Source organism: Devosia sp. Z11_6, assembly GCF_058133665.1.
In genome coordinates, this window is record NZ_JBYUNQ010000004.1 from 170238 (window position 1) to 188900 (window position 18663).

An 18663-nucleotide genomic window follows, 5' to 3' on the forward strand; every position below is an offset into this window, starting at 1 on the left:
AGTCTCTGTCTTCACTTAGCGGACTGTTAACCCTAATGAGGCATCAATGTGGCGTTGGGCTGAACGGCCCGGGTCTCAGAGGTTCCGATGAAGCGCACCCTCACCATTGCCTCCCTGCTTGCCGGAAGCGTTGCTTTGCCGGCAACTGCGGCTGACTACGGCTATGGGGGAATGCGGACCGCCTATCCCACCAACTGGCAGATTGGCGAAGACAATCCGCTGCGTTTCGAAGCGGGCGTGCGCTACTGGTATTCGCTCGGCGAGCAATCCTTGTCCCTTCAGGGCTACGAGCAGGACATCAAAAGCACCTCCCATTCGGGGGAGGCCTTTGTCCGCATCGATGACGACAGCACGCGCTCCTTCTTGGAGGCCAATGTCGGTTACGCCTTTGCTACGAGCGGGGACTACTCCACGGATGGCATCGGGGGGACCTTCGATCTCCCTGGCGCGCGGTTGGGCTATGTCGGTGCTGACTTCGGCATGATGCCGTTCGGCAATGAGAGCTTTGGCGTCGGGGCTGTGATCGGCTACCAATACTTCAATGAATCGCCCGATACTGGCCGCGCTTCGTTCACTACGGCTCGTTCAGCCAGCGACATCGCCTGGTCCAGTTCCACTGGAGACTGGTCCATAGGGTTCGACAGCGAGCCCAACAACTTCGACATCCACGCGGCCAAGATCGGCCTGGTTAGCCGCTTCGAAGTGGCGGATGCTTTCGACATCACTGCAGAAGCTGCAGCATTGCCCTATGCATGGGTGGACGGTACTCTCGGGACTCTGGACCTGGTGCCCGAAGATTTCGGCGGCAACACTTTCCTCGCCTCGGCGGCCAGCGTCGGTGGCTACGCCTATGGCGCTGCGGGCAAGTTAATGGTTGGCTTTCACCCAACCGAGAACCTGACGGTTCGGATCGGCGGCCGGGCTTCCTATCTCCAAGGTGAGTACGACGCGACCTTCGAAACTGCAACGGTGACGCCGCCGCAACCGTCCTTCCAACCCGATGGCACGCCAGCGGACCCGGCATACACGGCGCCCAATCTTTCGCGGCAGTCCTATATCTCGACCAACAATCCCTTTTCATTCTTCCGCTACGGCGCCCTGTTTGAGCTGGCCGGCCGCTTCTGAACCATCGGCCGTGATCAGCCGTTACCGGCTTGTTCTGCCGGGGGCGAGTGGGTAAGGCTTGCGCGCGCTTCGTTCGCCCTGGAGGGAGCGTATCCGCGTCAGCTATAGGCCTATATCGTGACCGACCACCTGCGTATCGCGCTTGCTCAGCTCAATCCCAAAGTGGGCGATCTGGATGGAAACCTGGTGCTGGCGCGTGGCGCGCTGGCGCAGGCGGGGGCCGCAAAAGCCGATATCCTGCTGCTCTCCGAACTCTTCCTGACCGGCTATATTGCGGACGATCTTCTGTTCAAGCCGCAATTCGTGGCCGATGCCATCAAGGCGGCGCAGGATCTGGCAGCCGACACGGCCGGCACCGATGTGGCGCTGATCATTCCCACCATTTGGCAGGCGGCAACCGGCTTCCACAACGCGCTTATCGTCGCCGAAAAAGGCGAGATCACCGCCATCCGCTTCAAGCGCGAACTGCCGCGCAACGACGTTTTCTACGAGGAGCGCTACTTCACCTCCGGACCGCTCCCGCTACCAGTGACGATCAAGGGCGTGCCGATCGGGTTGCCGATCTGCGAAGACATCTGGCACCCTTGGGTGTGCCAGCATCTGATCCAGGCTGGCGCGGAATTGCTGCTTTGCCCCAACGGGTCGCCTTACTGGTCGCAGAAGCACGAAGTCAGGGACCGGCTGGTGCGCGCCCGTACCTCCGAAGACGATGTGCCCATGCTGTATCTCAACCAGATCGGCGGGCAGGACGAACTGGTTTATGATGGCGCTTCCTTTGGCATGGAGCCCGGGGACAAGCTGGTATTCCGCGGCGAAACCTTCGCGCCGGACTTTATCCTGTCCGATTGGGAACGCCGCGACGGGCGCTGGACCTGTGTGGAGGGTCAGATCAAGCCGCAGCTTTCCCCGGAGGAAGCGCCGTGGCGTGCCTGCGTGCTGGCACTGCGCGACTATGTCCGAAAGAACGGCTTCAAGCAGGTGGTGCTGGGGCTGTCCGGCGGCATCGACAGCGCGGTGGTGGCGGCGATGGCGGTGGATGCGCTTGGCGCCGAGAATGTCCACTGCATCATGCTGCCCTATCACTACACTTCCGAGGCAAGCCTTGTGGACGCCAAGCAATGCGCCGAACTGCTGGGCGTGCGCTATGACGTCGTTGCTATCGGCGGGCCGGTGGATCAGGCGCTCAAGGAACTCGAACCGATTTTTGCCGGCCGCCCCGCTGATCTTGCCGAAGAAAATATCCAGTCGCGCATGCGCGGCGTGATCCTGATGGCGGTGTCCAACAAGCTGGGCTCGATGCTCCTGAGCACGGGCAACAAGTCGGAAATGGCCGTGGGTTACGCCACCATCTATGGCGACATGAACGGGGGCTTCAACCCGCTCAAGGATATGCTCAAGATGCAGGTCTATAAGCTTGCGGATTGGCGCAACAAGCACCTGCCGGGCGATTGCCTCGGACCGGCGGGCCCGGTTATCCCGCAGAACATCATCGACAAGGCGCCAAGCGCAGAACTGCGTCCCGATCAGACCGACCAGGATAGCCTGCCGCCCTATCCGGCGCTCGATGCCATCATCGAGGGGCTGGTCGAGGATGAGCTGTCGATCGCCGAAGTTACAGCGAAGGGACATGATCTGGCGCTGGTGCAGCGCATCGACCGGCTCATCACCATCGCCGAATACAAGCGCCGGCAATCGCCGCCCGGACCCAAACTGACCTGGCGTGCCTTTGGCATGGGGCGCCGCTATCCCATCACCAATGGCTATCGCGATCGGACCGGCGCATGAGCGCACCTGTTGTACGCTGGGCCCCCTCACCCACGGGGCGCATTCACCTGGGCAATGCGCGGCCGGCGCTGCTGAACTGGTTCTTTGCTCGCCAGCATGGCGGTCGCTATGTGCTGCGCATGGACGACACCGATGCGGCGCGCTCCACCCGTGAGTTCGCCGACGGCATTGAGGTGGATCTGGCGTGGTTCGGCGTGAAGCCCGATCTGCTGGTGCGCCAATCGGAGCGGACGGCGCTTTACGAGGCGGCGCGCGAGCAGTTGATCGCCGCGGGTAGGTTGTATCCCTGCTACGAAACCGAGGACGAGCTAGATCGGCGGCGCAAGCGGGCTCGGGCCATGGGCAAGCCTCCCATCTATGATCGGGCGGCGCTAAAACTCACGGCCGAAGATCGCGCGCGGCTCGAGGCCGAAGGACGGCGCCCGCATTGGCGCTTCAAGCTCGATGGCAAGCCGGTTCAGTTCGATGACCTGATCAAGGGGCCGCAGACCGTCAACACCGCCTCCATGTCCGATCCGGTGCTGGTGCGCGAAGATGGCTCCTACCTTTATACGCTGCCCTCAGTCGTCGATGACATCGACCTGGGCATCACCCATGTGATTCGGGGTGAGGACCATGTGTCCAATACGGGCACGCAGATCGAGATCTTCGAAGCCTTGAGCGGGGCCGTGCCGCAGTTCGGGCACCACAATCTGCTGACCGATGCCGAAGGGCAGGGCTTTTCCAAGCGGCTTGGCTCCCAGTCGATCGCGGACTTCCGGCAGGAAGGCTATGAGCCCCTGGCGGTGGCCATCATGGCGACGCTGACCGGCACGAGCATTCCTGTGGAACCCTATGCCTCATTGGACGCCGTGGCGGAATTGCTCGACTTTGCGGCCATCTCGCATGGACCGGCCCGGTTCGATCCGGCTGAACTGGACACGCTCAATTCGCGTATCCTACACGCCATGCCTTATTCCGAAGCGCAGCCGCGCCTAGCGCAATTGGGTCTCGATAGCGAGCCGCTCTGGCTGGTGCTGCGCGAGAACCTGGCCAAGTTCGGTGATGTGGTGGAATGGGCCAAGCTGATCCGCGGCCCGGTGCAGCCGGTGATCGCCGATGAAGACCGCGACTTCCTCGTGGCCGCGCGCGAGTTGCTGCCAGCTGAGCCCTGGTCAATCGAGACCTGGGGCGAGTGGACGGGGGCCGTAAAGGCCCAGACCGGCCGCAAGGGCAAGGGCTTGTTCCTGCCCCTCCGCCTTGCACTGACCGGTCGCCACGATGGGCCCGAGCTTAAGAGCCTGCTGCCGCTGCTTGGGCGTAAGGCGTGTCTGGACCGACTACCCTGACCACCTTGTCGCCGAACTGAACCAGCCGCAGGCTTTTGTCTTCGGCGGTTTGCGGCGCAGGCCGGGTGACCGGGGTCTCGCCGGGGCCGGCAGGACGCGGCCGCGGCAGAGGAACATCGATCAGCGTGGCCGTTTGCAATGGCGCCTCGACCGGCGCGACGGCTGCTGGCATCTGCCGGCGGGGATCGCGCGGGGGCAGGGGGAAGCTCACGCCTGATACTTCAGCGATGGTCCGGTTCTGGCCGTCAGCTGATACGGCGTTCCGGATCGTGCCCCCGCCAGCCGGGGTAGCACGGCAGCTGCTTTGCATATCCACCGCCTCGCGATATTTAAACGCGTTGGGCAAGGCGGAATAAGGCTGGCCACTGACGTTGCGCATCTGCTCAACTTCCTGACCCGGATTGTCGTAGAAGTAGAGTTCCACCGGTGTGTTGGGACACATCGCCTGGCATTGCTGGGCGTCATTGCCGACATAATCGGTCAAAGTGGCGTAGCTGATTGGCCAGAAGTAACCATCGCTCAACCGCACGCAAAGCGTTCGCACAGTGTTGGAGCCCTGACTGCCCCAATAAGCGCCATCGTCGACCAGGTCGCCATCGGTGAAATCGCCCTGGGTGGTGGTGCCGAACACGCGATCAAAGATCGACTGCCGCTCGCGCGAGAAATCGGCGCTCGAGCCGCGGCCGGCGCCGCAACCAAAGCGGGCCAGTTCCTGCAGGATGGCTTCGCGCTGCTGGGCGACCGCACCGGCGCTATTCACCGACTGCGAGACCTGGGCATATTGTTCGCGTAAGTCCAGCACATCGCGTCCAATGCTCTGGCAGCGCGGTGACAGAGTGCGGCCAGCCCGCGCGTCATCATTGCAGCCTTCGCGGATGTAACGGCTTTCCGCGCTCTGCACCTGATCAGCGAGGCGACGGGCCGAGCGCGAATTGCCCTGCCGCTGCTGGAAGTCCGCGTTCCGATCGAATTGCCGCAGCGAGTCTTCCAGCCGGGCGCAAGCGGCGGCCTGAGCATGCGCGGTGCCAACATCGAGCAGCAGGCAGACAGCTGCCACGAGCAAAAGGAGAAACGGGCGCAGGGTTGTTCTGCTCAAAGTCAATGCGTGGTCCTTGCTTGCGGCTGGAAGCGGCGGCGTTGCAAAAGCCGCATAGGCCAGCGCCGATCTGGTGGCAACACTATAGTCCTCGGCCAGATGGCGTGATAGCGCTGGCGCAACACTCGAGCGGGAGATTGCGCCACGATGAAGCTTGCTACCCTTAGAAACGGTCGCCCCGATGGCCAGCTGGTGGTGGTTTCCGCAGATGGACAGCGCTGTGTTGCCGCAGGCCGCATTGCGCCCCATCTGCAGGCGGCGCTCGATGACTGGGACAACGCGGCTCCTCAGCTGGCGGCACTCGCGTCCGAGTTGAACGCGGGTGCGATTGCCGGTAAGGTGTTCGAGGCCATTCAAGCGCTCGCGCCGCTCCCACGCGCCTATCAGTGGATCGATGGCTCGGGCTATATGAGCCATCTCGAACGCGTCCGCACGCTGCGGGGCAGCAAGGACGCCGAACTGCAATCCACCCGGCCGCTGCTGTACCAGGGTGGTTCGGATACGCTGCTGGCGCCTACCGCCCCCATTCTCGTGCCCGAAGGCGATCTTGCGCTCGACTTTGAGGCCGAGATCGCGGTGATCATCGGGCCCGTGCCGATGCAGCCCTCGCGCGAGCAGGCTGCCTCTGCCATTCGTCTGGTCACGATCTGCAACGACGTGTCCCTGCGCCGCCTCGTCGCCGAGGACCTGCAGGGTGGGTTTGGCTTTTTCCACGCTAAGCCTTCCACCAGCTTTGGCCCGGTCGCGATAACGCCAGAAGCCTTGGGCGACACCTGGCGAGACAACCGGCTGCATTTGCCGCTGCGGGTGGAGGTCAACGGGAATTTGATCGGTCAGCCCAATGCAGGGCTGGACGTGGAGTTCGATTTTGCCGACCTGATCGTGGAGGCCGCCCGCACGCGCAGCCTGGCTGCTGGCACCATTGTCGGCTCGGGCACCGTGTCTAATAGGCATGACGAAACCCTGCCTACCAAGCGGGACGGGATCGGCTTTGCCTGCCTTGCCGAGTTGCGCACTGTCGAAAAAACCAAGTTCGGGCGGGCGCGCACGCCTTTCCTGCAACCCGGTGACGCCTTGCGCATCGCTGCGGTGGACACGGCAGGGCGGGCGCCGTTCGGCGAAATCAATCAACAAGTGGCCCTGCTCGAGCGTCAGGCTTGAGCGAATGTGCACGAAGGGCTTGATTTGGCGGCGGCTTGGGCCGAAAGTGGCGCCATGAAGATCGACGTTAATCCGATTAACGGCTGCGTTATTACCTGCTAACCACGATTTGGCAGCGCGGTCTTCTTTATCCAAAAAACCCGATACTCGAAGCGCCCGCAGCCAGTGCCCATCCGCATGGCCAGGACGTCAACATGAACTCGGGACTGCCGCCGCTTTCGCTCTACAACACACTGACGCGCCGGGAGGAGCTCTTCGAGCCTCTCGATAGCAGCAATGTGCGGCTCTATGTCTGCGGCCCCACCGTCTATGACTTCGCCCATATCGGCAATGCTCGGCCGGTGATCGTCTTTGATCTGCTGTTCCGCCTGCTGCGCCACATCTATGGCGCCGAGCACGTCACCTATGTCCGCAACATCACGGATGTCGACGACAAGATCAATGCGAGGGCGGCACGCGATTATCCCGACCTGCCGCTCAACGAGGCCATCCGGCAGGTGACGGAAAAAACCGCCGCGCAGTTCGCGGCCGATGTCGAGGAATTGGGCACGCTCGCCCCCACCTACCAGCCCCGCGCCACCGACTTTGTGCTGCCGCGGCCCGATGGCAAGCCCGATATGGTCAGCCTTATCGAAAAGCTCATCGCCAAGGGCCATGCCTATGACGCCGCCGGCGAGGTGCTGTTCGATACCACCTCCATGCCCGATTATGGCCGTCTCTCCGGGCGCAATCTGGAGGACAATCTCGCCGGCGCGCGCGTCGCCGTCGACACGCACAAGAAGAACCCGGCCGACTTCGTCCTTTGGAAGCAGTCGAGCGCCGATGAGCCGGGCTGGGAGAGCCCCTGGGGACGTGGGCGCCCGGGCTGGCATATTGAATGCTCGGCAATGAGCGCCGCTTATCTCGGCGAAGTCTTCGATATCCATGGCGGCGGACTAGACCTGATCTTCCCGCACCACGAGAACGAGATCGCTCAATCCCGCTGTGCTCACGGCACCCATCAAATGGCGCGGGTCTGGATGCATAACGGCTTTCTGCAGGTGGAAGGGCAGAAAATGTCCAAGAGCGTGGGCAATTTTGTCACCATTAACGAGTTGCTCGCCACCGACAAATTCGGCGGCCGGTGCTGGCCCGGCGAGGTGCTGCGCCTTGCCATGCTGATGACCCACTATCGCGAGCCGATCGATTTCAGCGTGCGGCGCCTGGAAGAAGCCGAAACCAAGCTGCGCGACTGGCAGCGCGCCACCGGGGGCGTGGCGGTGGAGGATGGTGCGGCGCCGGATGCGAGCGTTGTCGGCGAACTGGCCAAGGACCTCAACTTCCATCGCGCTTCGGTGGCGCTCGATTTCATCGCCAAGCGTGCGAACCGGGGAGAGGGCGAGGCCCGGCACTGCCTGGCGGCAACGCTGCGCTTCCTCGGCTTCAGCCTTGATGGGTTGCTGGCCGGGAGCAGCGAGGAGGAACCCGCCCATATCGCGACCGCCGTTGCTGCACGTCTTGCCGCCCTCAACAGCAAGGACTTTGCCGAGGCCGACCGCATCCGCACCGAACTGGCCCAGCAGGGCATTGCGCTGATGGACTACAAGGACCCACAAAGCGGCGAGCGTCGCACCAAATGGGAGCTCAAGCGATGATCAGCTCGGAAGGCAATATCGAGGCGCATGCCGGAGGTTGCCAGTGTGGCGCGGTGCGGTTCCGCGTCAAGCTGCTGGGGCGACCGTCCATTTGTCACTGCCGCATGTGCCAGAAGGCCTTTGGTGGTTTTTTCGGGCCCTTGGTCACCGCCCATGATGCGGTCTGGAGCCGCGGTGAGCCGAAATGGTACCAGAGCTCCAACGCGGCACGGCGCGCCTTTTGCGGCGATTGCGGCACTCCGCTCGCTTATGAAACCCGGTTTGGCCTTGAATTGGCGATCGGTGCTTTCGATGACCCGACGGTTGCTACCCCGGCGTTGCAGGTCAACCTCCATGACAAGTTGCCCTTCTTTGATGATCTGACTAGCCTCCCCGTGCGCACCGAAGACAGCGACGAGTGGCGCGACTTCCTGGCCGGCATCCACTCCAACCAGCATCCGGACCACGACACTTCGGATTGGCCACCGCGGGAGAGTTCACATGAGTGAAAGCTGGAGCGGCGGCTGCCAATGTGGCGCAGTGCGTTATCGGTTCACCGAGCGCCCGAGCAATGCCCATATCTGCCATTGCCGCATGTGCCAGAAGGCCTTTGGCGCGTTTTATGCGCCACTCGTGGGCGGCGCCCGCTCGACCTGGGAGCTGACGCGGGGGACACTCGCCACCTTCATGTCCTCCGATCGCGCCGAGCGTGGCTTTTGTGCCCGTTGCGGCACGCCGCTGACTTTCCGCTACACCGAGGGCGACCGCATTGCCGTGTCGATTGGCTCGCTGGACCATCCAGAAGCCTTCCCGCCGCTTGACCAGCACGGCATTGAAAGCCGCATCAGTTGGGTGCCTGCGCTTGGCGGCCTGCCTGATTGCCCGCCCAGCGAAGCGGAGGACGCCGAAGGCGCTGCAAGGATTGCCGCCAGCAATCACCAGCACCCCGATCACGACACCGCCACCTGGCCCGAACAGCACTAGAGTTCCATGTCCAAAGACCGCCTCTTTCTCTACGACACCACCCTGCGGGATGGCGCCCAGACCGCGGGCATCGAGTTCTCGCTGGAGGACAAGATTTCCATTGCGGCCCTGCTGGAGGAGCTTGGCGTCGACTACATCGAGGGCGGCTATCCCGGCGCGAACCCGGTGGACACAGAGTTCTTTGGCGAACAGCGCACCAACAAGGCCCGGTTCACCGCCTTTGGCATGACCAAGCGGGCCGGGCGCTCCGTTGCCAACGATCCAGGGGTACAGGGTTTGCTGCAGTCGCGCGCCGAAGCTGCGTGCTTTGTCGCCAAGGCCTGGGATCGGCAGGTGGAAACGGCGCTGGAAATCACGCTGGAGGAAAACCTCGCCAATCTGAGCGAAACCGTGGTGGCAACTGTTGCGGCCGGCAAGGAAGCTCTGGTTGACTGCGAGCACTTCTTTGATGGCTTTAAGTCCAACCCGGACTATGCGCTGTCTTGCGTGCGCACCGCGCTCGAGGCTGGCGCCCGGTGGGTAGTGCTGTGCGACACCAATGGCGGCACCATGCCCGCCGAAATCCGCGAGATTGTTACAGCGGTTCTTGGGGTGGCCCCAGGCGACAAGCTCGGCATCCACGCCCATGACGATACCGGCCAGGCCGTGGCGAACACATTAGCCGCCGTGGAAGCGGGCGTTCGCCAAATCCAGGGCACGCTCAACGGCATCGGGGAGCGCTGTGGCAACGCCAATCTCGTCACCATCATCCCTACGCTCTTACTGAAGTCCCATTACGCGGAGCGGTTCGCAACGGGCATCGATGCGGGCCGCCTTGAGCGCCTGACTCAGCTTTCCCGGGCGTTCGATGATCGGCTCAACCGCGCACCGGCCCGGCAGGCGCCCTATGTCGGCGCCTCCGCCTTTGCAACCAAGGCCGGCATTCACGCTTCGGCGCTCGCCAAGGACTTTTCCAGCTACGAGCACGTTCCACCCGAGAGTGTGGGCAATGAGCGCTCGATCATGGTGAGCCAGCAGGCGGGCCGCTCCAATCTGCTGACGGCGCTTGCCCGTCACGGCATCGCCATCTCCAAGGATGACCCGCGCCTCGAGCGGCTATTGGCCACCGTCAAGGAACGCGAGGCGCGTGGTTATTCCTATGACGGCGCCGATGCATCCTTTGCCGTGCTGGCGCGAGAAGTATTGGGCACCTTGCCCAACTTCTTTGCTGTCGAAAACTATCGCGCCAGTGTCGAGCGGCGCCATAATGCGCAGGGCGAAGAGGTCACGGTCACCGAAGCGGTGGTCAAGATCCGGGTCGATGGCGAATTGTTGATGTCGGTGGCCGAGGGCAATGGCCCTGTCAACGCGCTTGACCTCGCCCTGCGCAAGGATCTTGGCAAATTCTCCAGCCGGATCGAGGACTTGGTGCTCGTTGATTTCAAGGTTCGTATTCTGGACGGGGGCACGGGCGCGGTCACCCGTGTGCTGGTGGAAAGCCGCGATGGCACGGGCGAACGGTGGCACACTATTGGCGTGTCGCCCAATATCATTGATGCTTCTTTTGAAGCGTTGTATGAATCTATTACCTATAAGCTCTTGAAAACTGAGGCCACAGCCGCCAAGGCCGTCAAGACTGCCTAACCGGGCTGCCCATAGAGCGGCGCAGCTCCAATCGTCCTGGAGGACAAACTGGCCGACCCCGTCCCGAACAAGCCACTCGCGCTCACCATTGGCGCCGCTGCGCTCACGCTCGTAGTTGTTGTCGGTGTCCTTTCGGGGCCCTCGCTGGTTGCTTGTTTCAACAGCAGCGATGGAATGGGCCATTGTCTTCGCGGCAAGATGAGCGATGCCGGCATTCTGCCTGCCCCAGCCGTGGCCGCCACCGATGTTTCCGCCCCCGCGTCTGCCACGGAGGCGGTCGCGCTCGCTCCGGCTCAGTCCACTCCAGCAACAGAGACGTTAGCAGAACCTAATGCGTCTAGCCAAACGCCCCCGGCCCCGGCCGACAGCGTGGTTGCCGCGAACTTTGGTTTGCTTCGCGCGGAGCCCGATGGTTCGGTGGTGATCGCTGGCAGCGGCAAGCCTGGCAGCGAAGTTGAAGTGTTTTCCGATGGCGCGTCGATTGGCCGGACCAACGTTGAGGCAAGCGGCGATTGGGTGCTGGTGCCTGAAGCGCCGCTGCCTCCAGGCGGAACTGAGCTCACCCTCGCCGAAGTTGGCGAGAAGGGGCAGTCGGGCCAGTCCTTTGTGGTTGTCATTGACGAGGCCCGCACGGCTGAGCCCTTGGTCGTAGCCAGTACACCAGGTCAAGCTAGCGAAGTATTGCAGGGCCTTGAACGCCCCATTGCGGGCGCCGAGACTACAACCGCTGCGGCCCAGTCCGTGACAGAGCCGGCGGCCGCCACTCCGGAAACGCCTGCCGCGGCGACATCATCCAGTCCATCTGCCGCCGTCTCTCGGGCAGAAGCTCAAGCTGCGCCGGCCGATGCTCAGCCGGAAGCTCAAGCCGCGACCGCTGCCACGCCCGGCACCTTGCCCATTGGTGCGAGCACGACCGCACCGCCTGTCGAGATCGCTGCCGCTCCAGAACAAGAACCCACCGCCCAACTGCCGGCTCAGCCCAAGTCCGTGGCGGCTCCGGCGCAAAACTCAGACCGACTTGCTGGAGCCCCGCCATTGCCGAGTGGGAGCACGGATCCCGGTTCGCCGGGAGCAACGGTTCCGACGGCGGTACCCTTCGCTGCGCAGGCGCCAGCTAACCCACATGTCGCCGCCGTCCCGGGGTCGACAGCACCATTTGGGGCCGCTGCGCCAGAGGCATTTGTGGCGGCAACGCCCTCCGTTCCATCTGTTCAGCCGGGCGAGGAACCGTCATCCCTTTCTGCACCAACGCAGCCAAGCATTGATGCCATCGAAGTCGAAGGGGAGCGGGCATTTTTCGCCGGCGCTGGCCCGGAGGGTGGCACGGTGCGGCTTTATGTTGATGACGTCTTCATTGCCGACGCCATAGTTTCGGACGGCCGCTGGTTGGTGGAGGGCGGCAATGTACTGACCAAGCCCAATCAACGCATTCGCGTTGATCTCCTCGACCCCGCCGATGCGAGTGTTTCGGCCCGAGCAGAAGTGAATTTCGTTCTCGAGGTCCCCACCGCCGACGCGCCGGCGGCAGTAGCCCAGGCGCCTCTTTCGTCGTCAGCACGCCCGGCCGCAGCGCCAACACCTTCAGCGGGCGCAACAGGACAACAGGCACCCGTCAATACGCAGCAGCCTGGGCCGGTAGCAGAAGCAGGCTCCTCGGCCCCGCAGGTCGCCAACCCTCCTGCCAGTGAGCGGCCCCCCACAACCGCTTCATCAAGTGCTGCCGCTGTAAACCCTCAACCGGCGGCGGCTGAGGCTCCGACCGCGGCTGGCTCCGTTGCCTCAGCAAGAAGCGCGGCGGAATCAGGTCCCGCAGATGCGGCGGTACGCCCCGATACCACTCTGGCGACAAAGCCAATGGCTGACCAGGTGTCGGCGGCCAACCCTGCGGCGCCTTCTGCTGCGTCCCCAACGGTGGAGACGCCCGTATCCGCTCCGGCCGTCGCTGCCTCTCCCCGGCCTTCGAAGGTGGCGCCCGGCCCGGCCGCACCAGACGAGGTGCCAACTATGGTTGGGGTCCAGGTCGGCAATGCCGAAGAGCAGCGTTTTGCCTCTGGCAAGGCCATAATCCGGCGCGGTGATAACCTTTGGACCATCGCGCGGCGCGTCTACGGTGCCGGGATCAAGTACACGACGATCTACCAGGCCAATAATGGTCAGATTCGCGATCCCAACCGGATCTATCCAGGCCAGGTGTTTGATCTGCCCGCCGGGGAGCAGTAGCGGACAGGGCCGCTTCTGCTCGGTAAGCCGCAGGCAATTGCCCTTGCGCCGTAGCACACCATCTTCTATCGCTTGTTGACGATCAAAGAAGTGGCCTTCATGCAAGACGACGATTTCGCGACCATCATGCGGGCGCTCGGCCATCCGGTCCGCCTCAGCATATTGCGTATCCTGGCACGGGAGCAGCAGCGGGAATGCTGCTGCGCCGATGTCACAGAATCCTTGCCGCTGGCACAGTCCACCGTCTCCCAGCACATCAAGGTATTGCTTGATGCCGGGCTGATCGAACGCAAGCCACGTGGCACCCGGAACTGCTATGTGGTGCAGCATGATCGCCTGCAGGCGCTTGGAAGCGCTTATGCAAGCATGCTGGAGGGTCTTGCGCCCGTGGTCCCAGCTATCCGGAAAACGGAACCAGTCTGATGTCAGTTGATCAAAGCCGGAAGGCAAAATCGTCCGTAAACGCGGACGAGGGTTCTGTGTTCGCCACAGTGCGCAATCTGTGGACCTATATGTGGCCAGCGGATCGGCCTGATTTGCGGCTGCGGGTGGTGCTGGCGATTGCGGCTTTGCTGCTGTCCAAGGTCGCAACGACGCTTATTCCCTTCGCCTATAAAGGTATTGTCGACAGCCTTGACGGCTCCCAGCCGAACAACACCTTGGTCATGGGCCTGGCTGTCCCAATTGTGCTGGTGATCGCCTATGGTCTCGGCAACATCATCGATGCTGGCTTCCAGCAATTGCGCGACGTGCTGTTCGCCAGCGTTGGCCAGAATGCCGTGCGTAAACTGGCCTACCGCACCTTCAATCACGTGCATCAACTCTCGCTCCGTTTCCACCTAGCTCGCCGCACGGGCGGCTTGAGCCGGGTGATCGAGCGCGGCACCAAGGGCATCGAAGCCATCGTGCGCTTCACCATGCTCAATATCGTGCCGACTCTGGTGGAGTTCGTGATCACCGCGGTGATCTTTGTCTACATGTTCGGCGTCAGCTATCTCGGCATCCTCGTGGTGACTATCTGGGGCTATCTCTACTTCACCATCAAGGCGTCCAACTGGCGTATCGCCATTCGCCGGGACATGAACAACAGCGACACCGATGCCAATTCCAAGGCCATCGACAGCATGCTGAACTTCGAAACAGTGAAGTATTTCGGCAATGAGAAGATGGAGGCCGAACGCTACGACCGCGCCATGGCCGGTTACGAGCGCTCAGCGATCCGGATTTGGACCTCGCTTGGCGTGCTCAACTTCGGCCAGGCGGTGATCTTTTATGCCGGCTTCATCATCATCAGCGTCATGGCCGTGAACGGGGTGATGAACGGCACCCTGACTTTGGGTGACTTTGTCCTGCTCAACACTTTCCTGATGCAGATCTATCGGCCGCTCAATTTCATCGGCTTTGTGTATCGAGAGTTGCGGCAGGGCCTGACCGATATCGAGGAGATGTTCAAACTTCTCGAGCAGCCCGCCGAAATCGTCGACAAGCCCAATGCCAAGCCGCTGGTGGTGACGGGCCCGGTCATTCGCTTCGATCACGTCAGCTTTCATTATGATCCCGACCGGCCGATCCTCAAGGATGTGAGCTTTGAGGTTCCGGCCGGCAAGACCGTCGCCATCGTTGGGCCGACCGGCGCCGGCAAGTCGACCATTTCACGGCTGCTGTATCGCTTCTATGACGTGACGGGCGGCGCCATTACCATCGATGGGCAGGACCTACGCGACATCACGCAGGATAGTCTCCGAGCGGCCATTGGCATGGTGCCGCAGGATACGGTGCTGTTCAACGACACCATTGGTTACAACATCGAATATGGCCGCCCCGGCGCCAGCCATGAAGAGGTCCGCAAGGCCGCCGCAATGGCCCAGGTCGGGCCATTCATCGAAACGCTGCCCAAGGGCTATGACACGCCCGTTGGCGAGCGTGGCCTCAAGCTGTCGGGCGGCGAGAAGCAGCGCGTGGCGATCGCCCGCACCATCCTGAAGGCGCCACCGATCCTGATCCTCGATGAAGCGACCTCGGCCCTCGACACCAAGACCGAGCGCGACATCCAGTCGGCACTGGACATTGTTTCGGCCAATCGCACCACGGTCGTGATCGCCCACCGGCTTTCCACCGTTATCAATGCGGACGAAATCCTCGTGCTGCGCAGTGGCACCGTCGCCGAGCGCGGCAATCATCGCGATCTGCTGGCGCAAGGTGGCCTTTACGCGCAGATGTGGAACCGCCAGCGCGAAGCCACCGAGGCCGAAGAAAAGCTGCGGCAGACCGCCAACGACCCCGATGGTTTTGTCAAGACTGTGGCGCCGGCGGCGGAATAGGGCAGGGGTCGTCCCAGCTTCGGCACCAAGCTTTTCGTCCTAACAAAGAAAAGGCCCGCATCGCTGCGGGCCTTTTTGTGTTTCTCAGAGCCGGGGCTATTCGGCTGCGTCCCGTCGGTCGACGCGCGGGCCGTTGGCGCCATCTTCCTTGAGGCCAGCGTCCTTGGAGACGATGTAGCGGCGGGCGCCATCGGCTTCCTCTGGGACTTCCACGGCCATGCCGTCGAACCCTGCTGGCACCGCCAGGGCGGTCTTGCGGCGGCCGAACCGGGAGAAGATAGAGCCCATCTGCTGCTTGATCACGCTGGGGGCGGTGATCATCACCGGCACCATGATCAGGGTCAGCAGCGTTGAGAAGAACAGGCCCGACACCAGGGCCGCCGAAAGGTGGATGAACCACGAGCCGGCTAGGCCCCCGATCACGATCTCACGGCGGATGAAGTCGAACTCCACATTCGCCCACATCGGGATCACGCCCAAGGCTGTGAGGAACGCGGTGAGAAGCACCGGGCGAACGCGCTGGCCCACAGTCAGCAACATAGCCCTGACCGCCTCGACACCTTGATGCCGGTGGTAGTCATTATAGGTGTCGATCAACACGATGCCGTTCTTCACCACAATGCCTGCCAAGGCCACAATCCCCAGGCCGGTCATGATCGCCGAGAAGGTCATTCCCGTCGCCAGCATGCCCAAAAGCACGCCCGCGACCGACATGGCGACTGTCGAGAGGGTCACCAACACCTGGTAGAAGCTGTTATACTCGAGCAGCAGCACGAAGAAGATGATGGCCATGGCCATACCCATCGCCTGCACAATGAAGGCGTTTGCGTCGCCCATCTGCTCTTCAGCCCCGCCAAATGCCACATTGACGGTTTCAGGAAAGTTCTGCTCGCCGATCCAGGCCTGCAGTTCAGCCACCTTGTCCGCCGGAAAAACGCCTTCGGGAAGGTTGTTAAGACCTGCGGCCACGTTCATCACGTAGACCTGGTTGCGCCGTTCGATATTGGCGACCTTAGGCACCGGCTGACGGTCGATGAAGTTCGACACCGGGATCAGGCCTTGGGCTGTAGCAATACGCATGCTTTCCAAGGCATCGAAGGTGCGCTCGTCCTCGGGCAGGCGAACGCGGATATCGAGCTCGTCGCCGGTTTCCGCGTCACGATAGGTGCCCAGCTTTACGCCGGAGGTGATCAGCTGAACATAGGGGGACAGCTCGCGCACGCCGATCCCGTAACGCCCCGCTTCCACGCGGTCGATGGTGATCTGCCAGTCGATACCGCGGGAGGGCCGACCGTCCTCCAGGTCAACGGTTTCGGGCCAGCTGGCCAGCTCGTTGCTGATGGCAGTGACCACGGGTAGCAGGTCATCATAGTTGGTGCTTTCCACCCGCATATTGATGTCCTTGCCCGCCGGCGGGCCGTTCTCGAGCGGCAGCACCTGTACGTCAAGCCCGGCAATGGAGCTCACGCGCTGGCGAATGTCGCCAAAGATCTGCTCGGCGGGGACCCGCTCGCTCCAATCAGTCAGCTGCAGCTGGAAGTTGCCCAGGGTATTGGGCGGCATCGTGCCCGCGGCGCCGGTATCGCCGAACTGCATGATGACGTCCTGGATGCCTTGAACATGCAGGATTTCGTCCTGCACCTCGACCAGCATGTCGCGTACTTCTTCGGGGCTGTAGTTGCCCTGGCCGACCACCGCCACAGTGGCATACTCAGGCTCCGATGCCGGGAAAGCCTCAGTTCCCGTGGGGTTGTTGCTATACAAGATAAAGATGCCGACGATGATGCCGAACCCAACAGCCAAGGTCGGGATCGGCCAGTGCATCAGCTTTTCCATCAGCCGCACATAAACGCCCGTAACGCCGCTTACCTTCTTGGCGTCGAACTTCTCGGGATACATCACCAGGTCGGCCTTGGCCTTTTCCTTCTCGTCCACATGGGTCGAGGCGATCACCGAGCCAATCACCGGCATGAAGATCAGCGCCGAGATGAAGGACGCGACCATCACGATGATCACGATCGTGGGCAGGTAACTCATGAACTTGCCGATAATGCCCGGCCAGAACAGGAGCGGGATAAAGGCGCCCAGGGTCGTGGCGGTAGCGCCTACCACCGGCACGAACATCTTGCGCATCGCCATGATGAAGGCTTCCTTCTTGGGAACGCCCTCCATCAGTTTTCGCTCGGCATATTCAACGACCACCACGGGGTCGTCCACCAGAACGCCCACCGCGATCACGAGACCGAACATCACCATCATGTTGATGGTCATGCCCAGCATTTCGGCCACGAGGAACGCCATCATGAACGAGAGCGGAATCGACAACCCGATCATGAGGGCAGGGCGCAGGCCCAGCGTCGCGATACAGGTGATCAGCACCAGCGCCACGGCCGTGAGCACGGCCGCTTCCAGGGAGCGGAATAGGTTGGTGGTGGTTTCCGCCTGATCGAGGAAGAAGCTGTAGCCAACACCGCCCGACCAGTTGGCCGCAACATTCTTGGTTGTTTCGCGCACCTGATTGGATACGTCGATGATGTTAGTGCCGGTCTTTTTGGCGACACTCAGGATCAGGGCTGGAGAGCCGTTCACCTGGGTATATTCGGTGGCGTCAGCCAGCGACCGGGTGATGGTCGCCACGTCCCCGAAGGTGACCACGGTATTGCCGTCGGTCTTGAGCGGCAGGTCATATACGTCCTGTGCCGTGGTGATCAGCCCGGGCACTTCGATGTTGAAGGCGCCTTGGCCGGAATTATAGGTACCGCCAGGCACCACCATGTTGTTGCGCGCCAGCGAATCCAGCAATTGGCCAGCGGTGAGGCCATAGGCTTCAAGCCGGGTCTGGTCGATGCGGATTTCGAGCTGCTCGTCGCGTGCGCCTGACAGGGTCACTTCGCGCACGTCGCCAAGCGCCTCGAGCGCGTCTTGCAGTTCCTCGGCGCGGCGGATCATCTCCTTGTCGGGGGCGCTGCCATAGATAGCCACCGACATGATGGGGCCGATGAAATCGATCTCGGTGACGGTGGGATCGTCGGCTTCGCTTGGCAGCTTGGCGCGCACGGCATCCATCCGGGCGCGCGTATCGGCGAGGGCCTGGTCCTTGTCGGTGTTGATGTCGAACTCGAGCAGCACGGAGGCGTGCCCGGTTGTCGAGGTTGTGGTGATGTTTTCAAGCCCGGTCAGGGTCGCCAGTTCTTCTTCTGCCGGCTTGGCCAGAAGATTTTCGGCGTCAGCCGGCGACACACCAGTCTGCGTGATCGACACATACAGATAGGGAATCTCGATAGCCGGGAAGCTTTCCTTGGGCATGGAGACATAGGCCACCGAACCCGCGCCGAGCACGAGCACCATGATCGTGAGGACGACGCGGGGCATCCGCAGAATGCGTTCGATGAAGTCGAGCATGGATG

Annotated in this window: 13 protein-coding genes; 11 read left to right on the forward strand and 2 right to left on the reverse strand. The window is 62.4% G+C overall.

Going from position 1 to position 18663, the window contains the following annotated elements; all coding sequences use genetic code 11:
• The first annotated feature begins 87 nt into the window (after nucleotides 1-87).
• The 3 genes from AC3YMN_RS13075 to gltX all read left to right on the forward strand — a co-directional run bounded on the left by AC3YMN_RS13075 (nucleotide 88) and on the right by gltX (nucleotide 4238).
• Nucleotides 88-1125, forward strand: coding sequence for a hypothetical protein (locus tag AC3YMN_RS13075; RefSeq protein WP_489890341.1), 1038 nt, complete (start codon nucleotides 88-90; stop codon nucleotides 1123-1125).
• 117 nt (nucleotides 1126-1242) lie between these two features.
• Nucleotides 1243-2910, forward strand: a complete 1668-nt coding sequence (locus AC3YMN_RS13080; protein WP_489890342.1) for an NAD+ synthase — start codon at nucleotides 1243-1245, stop codon at nucleotides 2908-2910.
• Complete coding sequence (gene gltX / locus AC3YMN_RS13085; protein ID WP_489890343.1) at nucleotides 2907-4238, forward strand: glutamate--tRNA ligase; 1332 nt, start codon at nucleotides 2907-2909, stop codon at nucleotides 4236-4238. Before AC3YMN_RS13080 ends, gltX begins: the two co-directional genes overlap by 4 nt.
• Here gltX and AC3YMN_RS13090 read toward each other — a convergent pair.
• Nucleotides 4183-5334, reverse strand: a complete 1152-nt coding sequence (locus AC3YMN_RS13090; protein WP_489890344.1) for a DUF2865 domain-containing protein — start codon at nucleotides 5332-5334, stop codon at nucleotides 4183-4185. The genes gltX and AC3YMN_RS13090 overlap by 56 nt on opposite strands.
• Nucleotides 5335-5481: 147 nt before the next feature.
• On the opposite strand from AC3YMN_RS13090, the gene AC3YMN_RS13095 reads away from it, so the two are divergent.
• From AC3YMN_RS13095 to AC3YMN_RS13130, 8 genes are all read left to right on the forward strand, one after another.
• The gene (locus AC3YMN_RS13095) at nucleotides 5482-6495 is read left to right on the forward strand and encodes a fumarylacetoacetate hydrolase family protein (protein ID WP_489890345.1); all 1014 of its coding nucleotides are present in this window, start codon (nucleotides 5482-5484) and stop codon (nucleotides 6493-6495) included.
• A gap of 194 nt (nucleotides 6496-6689) precedes the next feature.
• Nucleotides 6690-8129, forward strand: coding sequence for a cysteine--tRNA ligase (gene cysS / locus AC3YMN_RS13100; RefSeq protein WP_489890346.1), 1440 nt, complete (start codon nucleotides 6690-6692; stop codon nucleotides 8127-8129).
• The gene (locus tag AC3YMN_RS13105) at nucleotides 8126-8617 is read left to right on the forward strand and encodes a GFA family protein (protein ID WP_172122804.1); all 492 of its coding nucleotides are present in this window, start codon (nucleotides 8126-8128) and stop codon (nucleotides 8615-8617) included. The genes cysS and AC3YMN_RS13105 overlap by 4 nt, the downstream gene beginning before the upstream one ends.
• Nucleotides 8610-9092 carry a GFA family protein gene (locus AC3YMN_RS13110; RefSeq protein WP_489890347.1) on the forward strand — a complete coding sequence of 161 codons (483 nt, stop codon included), beginning with the start codon at nucleotides 8610-8612 and terminating at the stop codon, nucleotides 9090-9092. The genes AC3YMN_RS13105 and AC3YMN_RS13110 overlap by 8 nt, the downstream gene beginning before the upstream one ends.
• A 6-nt stretch (nucleotides 9093-9098) precedes the next feature.
• Nucleotides 9099-10715: a citramalate synthase gene (cimA, locus tag AC3YMN_RS13115; protein WP_489890348.1), complete on the forward strand. Its 1617-nt coding sequence runs from the start codon at nucleotides 9099-9101 to the stop codon at nucleotides 10713-10715.
• A 2004-nt stretch (nucleotides 10716-12719) separates the two neighbouring features.
• The gene (locus AC3YMN_RS13120) at nucleotides 12720-12935 is read left to right on the forward strand and encodes a LysM peptidoglycan-binding domain-containing protein (RefSeq protein ID WP_164854756.1); all 216 of its coding nucleotides are present in this window, start codon (nucleotides 12720-12722) and stop codon (nucleotides 12933-12935) included.
• A 99-nt stretch (nucleotides 12936-13034) separates the two neighbouring features.
• Nucleotides 13035-13358 (forward strand): ArsR/SmtB family transcription factor, encoded by a 324-nt coding sequence (locus AC3YMN_RS13125; RefSeq protein ID WP_489890349.1) that lies wholly within the window; start codon nucleotides 13035-13037, stop codon nucleotides 13356-13358.
• Nucleotides 13358-15256: an ABCB family ABC transporter ATP-binding protein/permease gene (locus tag AC3YMN_RS13130; RefSeq protein ID WP_172122807.1), complete on the forward strand. Its 1899-nt coding sequence runs from the start codon at nucleotides 13358-13360 to the stop codon at nucleotides 15254-15256. The genes AC3YMN_RS13125 and AC3YMN_RS13130 overlap by 1 nt, the downstream gene beginning before the upstream one ends.
• Before the next feature lie 96 nt (nucleotides 15257-15352).
• Here the strand turns inward: AC3YMN_RS13130 and AC3YMN_RS13135 are convergent, their stop codons facing one another.
• Entirely contained in the window at nucleotides 15353-18658 is a 3306-nt protein-coding gene (locus AC3YMN_RS13135) for an efflux RND transporter permease subunit (RefSeq protein WP_127752419.1), read from the reverse strand.
• Between the last annotated feature and the right edge of the window lie 5 nt (nucleotides 18659-18663).

What these genes read in the sequence shown, in the direction of transcription:
- AC3YMN_RS13125 (WP_489890349.1), top strand. Translation starts at nt 13,035, where the DNA reads ATGCAAGACGACGATTTCGCGACCATCATGCGGGCGCTCGGCCATCCG.
- AC3YMN_RS13110 (WP_489890347.1), top strand. Translation starts at nt 8,610, where the DNA reads ATGAGTGAAAGCTGGAGCGGCGGCTGCCAATGTGGCGCAGTGCGTTAT.
- cysS (WP_489890346.1), top strand. Translation starts at nt 6,690, where the DNA reads ATGAACTCGGGACTGCCGCCGCTTTCGCTCTACAACACACTGACGCGC.
- AC3YMN_RS13135 (WP_127752419.1), bottom strand. Translation starts at nt 18,658, where the DNA reads ATGCTCGACTTCATCGAACGCATTCTGCGGATGCCCCGCGTCGTCCTC.
- AC3YMN_RS13120 (WP_164854756.1), top strand. Translation starts at nt 12,720, where the DNA reads ATGGTTGGGGTCCAGGTCGGCAATGCCGAAGAGCAGCGTTTTGCCTCT.
- cimA (WP_489890348.1), top strand. Translation starts at nt 9,099, where the DNA reads ATGTCCAAAGACCGCCTCTTTCTCTACGACACCACCCTGCGGGATGGC.
- AC3YMN_RS13095 (WP_489890345.1), top strand. Translation starts at nt 5,482, where the DNA reads ATGAAGCTTGCTACCCTTAGAAACGGTCGCCCCGATGGCCAGCTGGTG.
- AC3YMN_RS13105 (WP_172122804.1), top strand. Translation starts at nt 8,126, where the DNA reads ATGATCAGCTCGGAAGGCAATATCGAGGCGCATGCCGGAGGTTGCCAG.
- AC3YMN_RS13130 (WP_172122807.1), top strand. Translation starts at nt 13,358, where the DNA reads ATGTCAGTTGATCAAAGCCGGAAGGCAAAATCGTCCGTAAACGCGGAC.
- gltX (WP_489890343.1), top strand. Translation starts at nt 2,907, where the DNA reads ATGAGCGCACCTGTTGTACGCTGGGCCCCCTCACCCACGGGGCGCATT.
- AC3YMN_RS13075 (WP_489890341.1), top strand. Translation starts at nt 88, where the DNA reads ATGAAGCGCACCCTCACCATTGCCTCCCTGCTTGCCGGAAGCGTTGCT.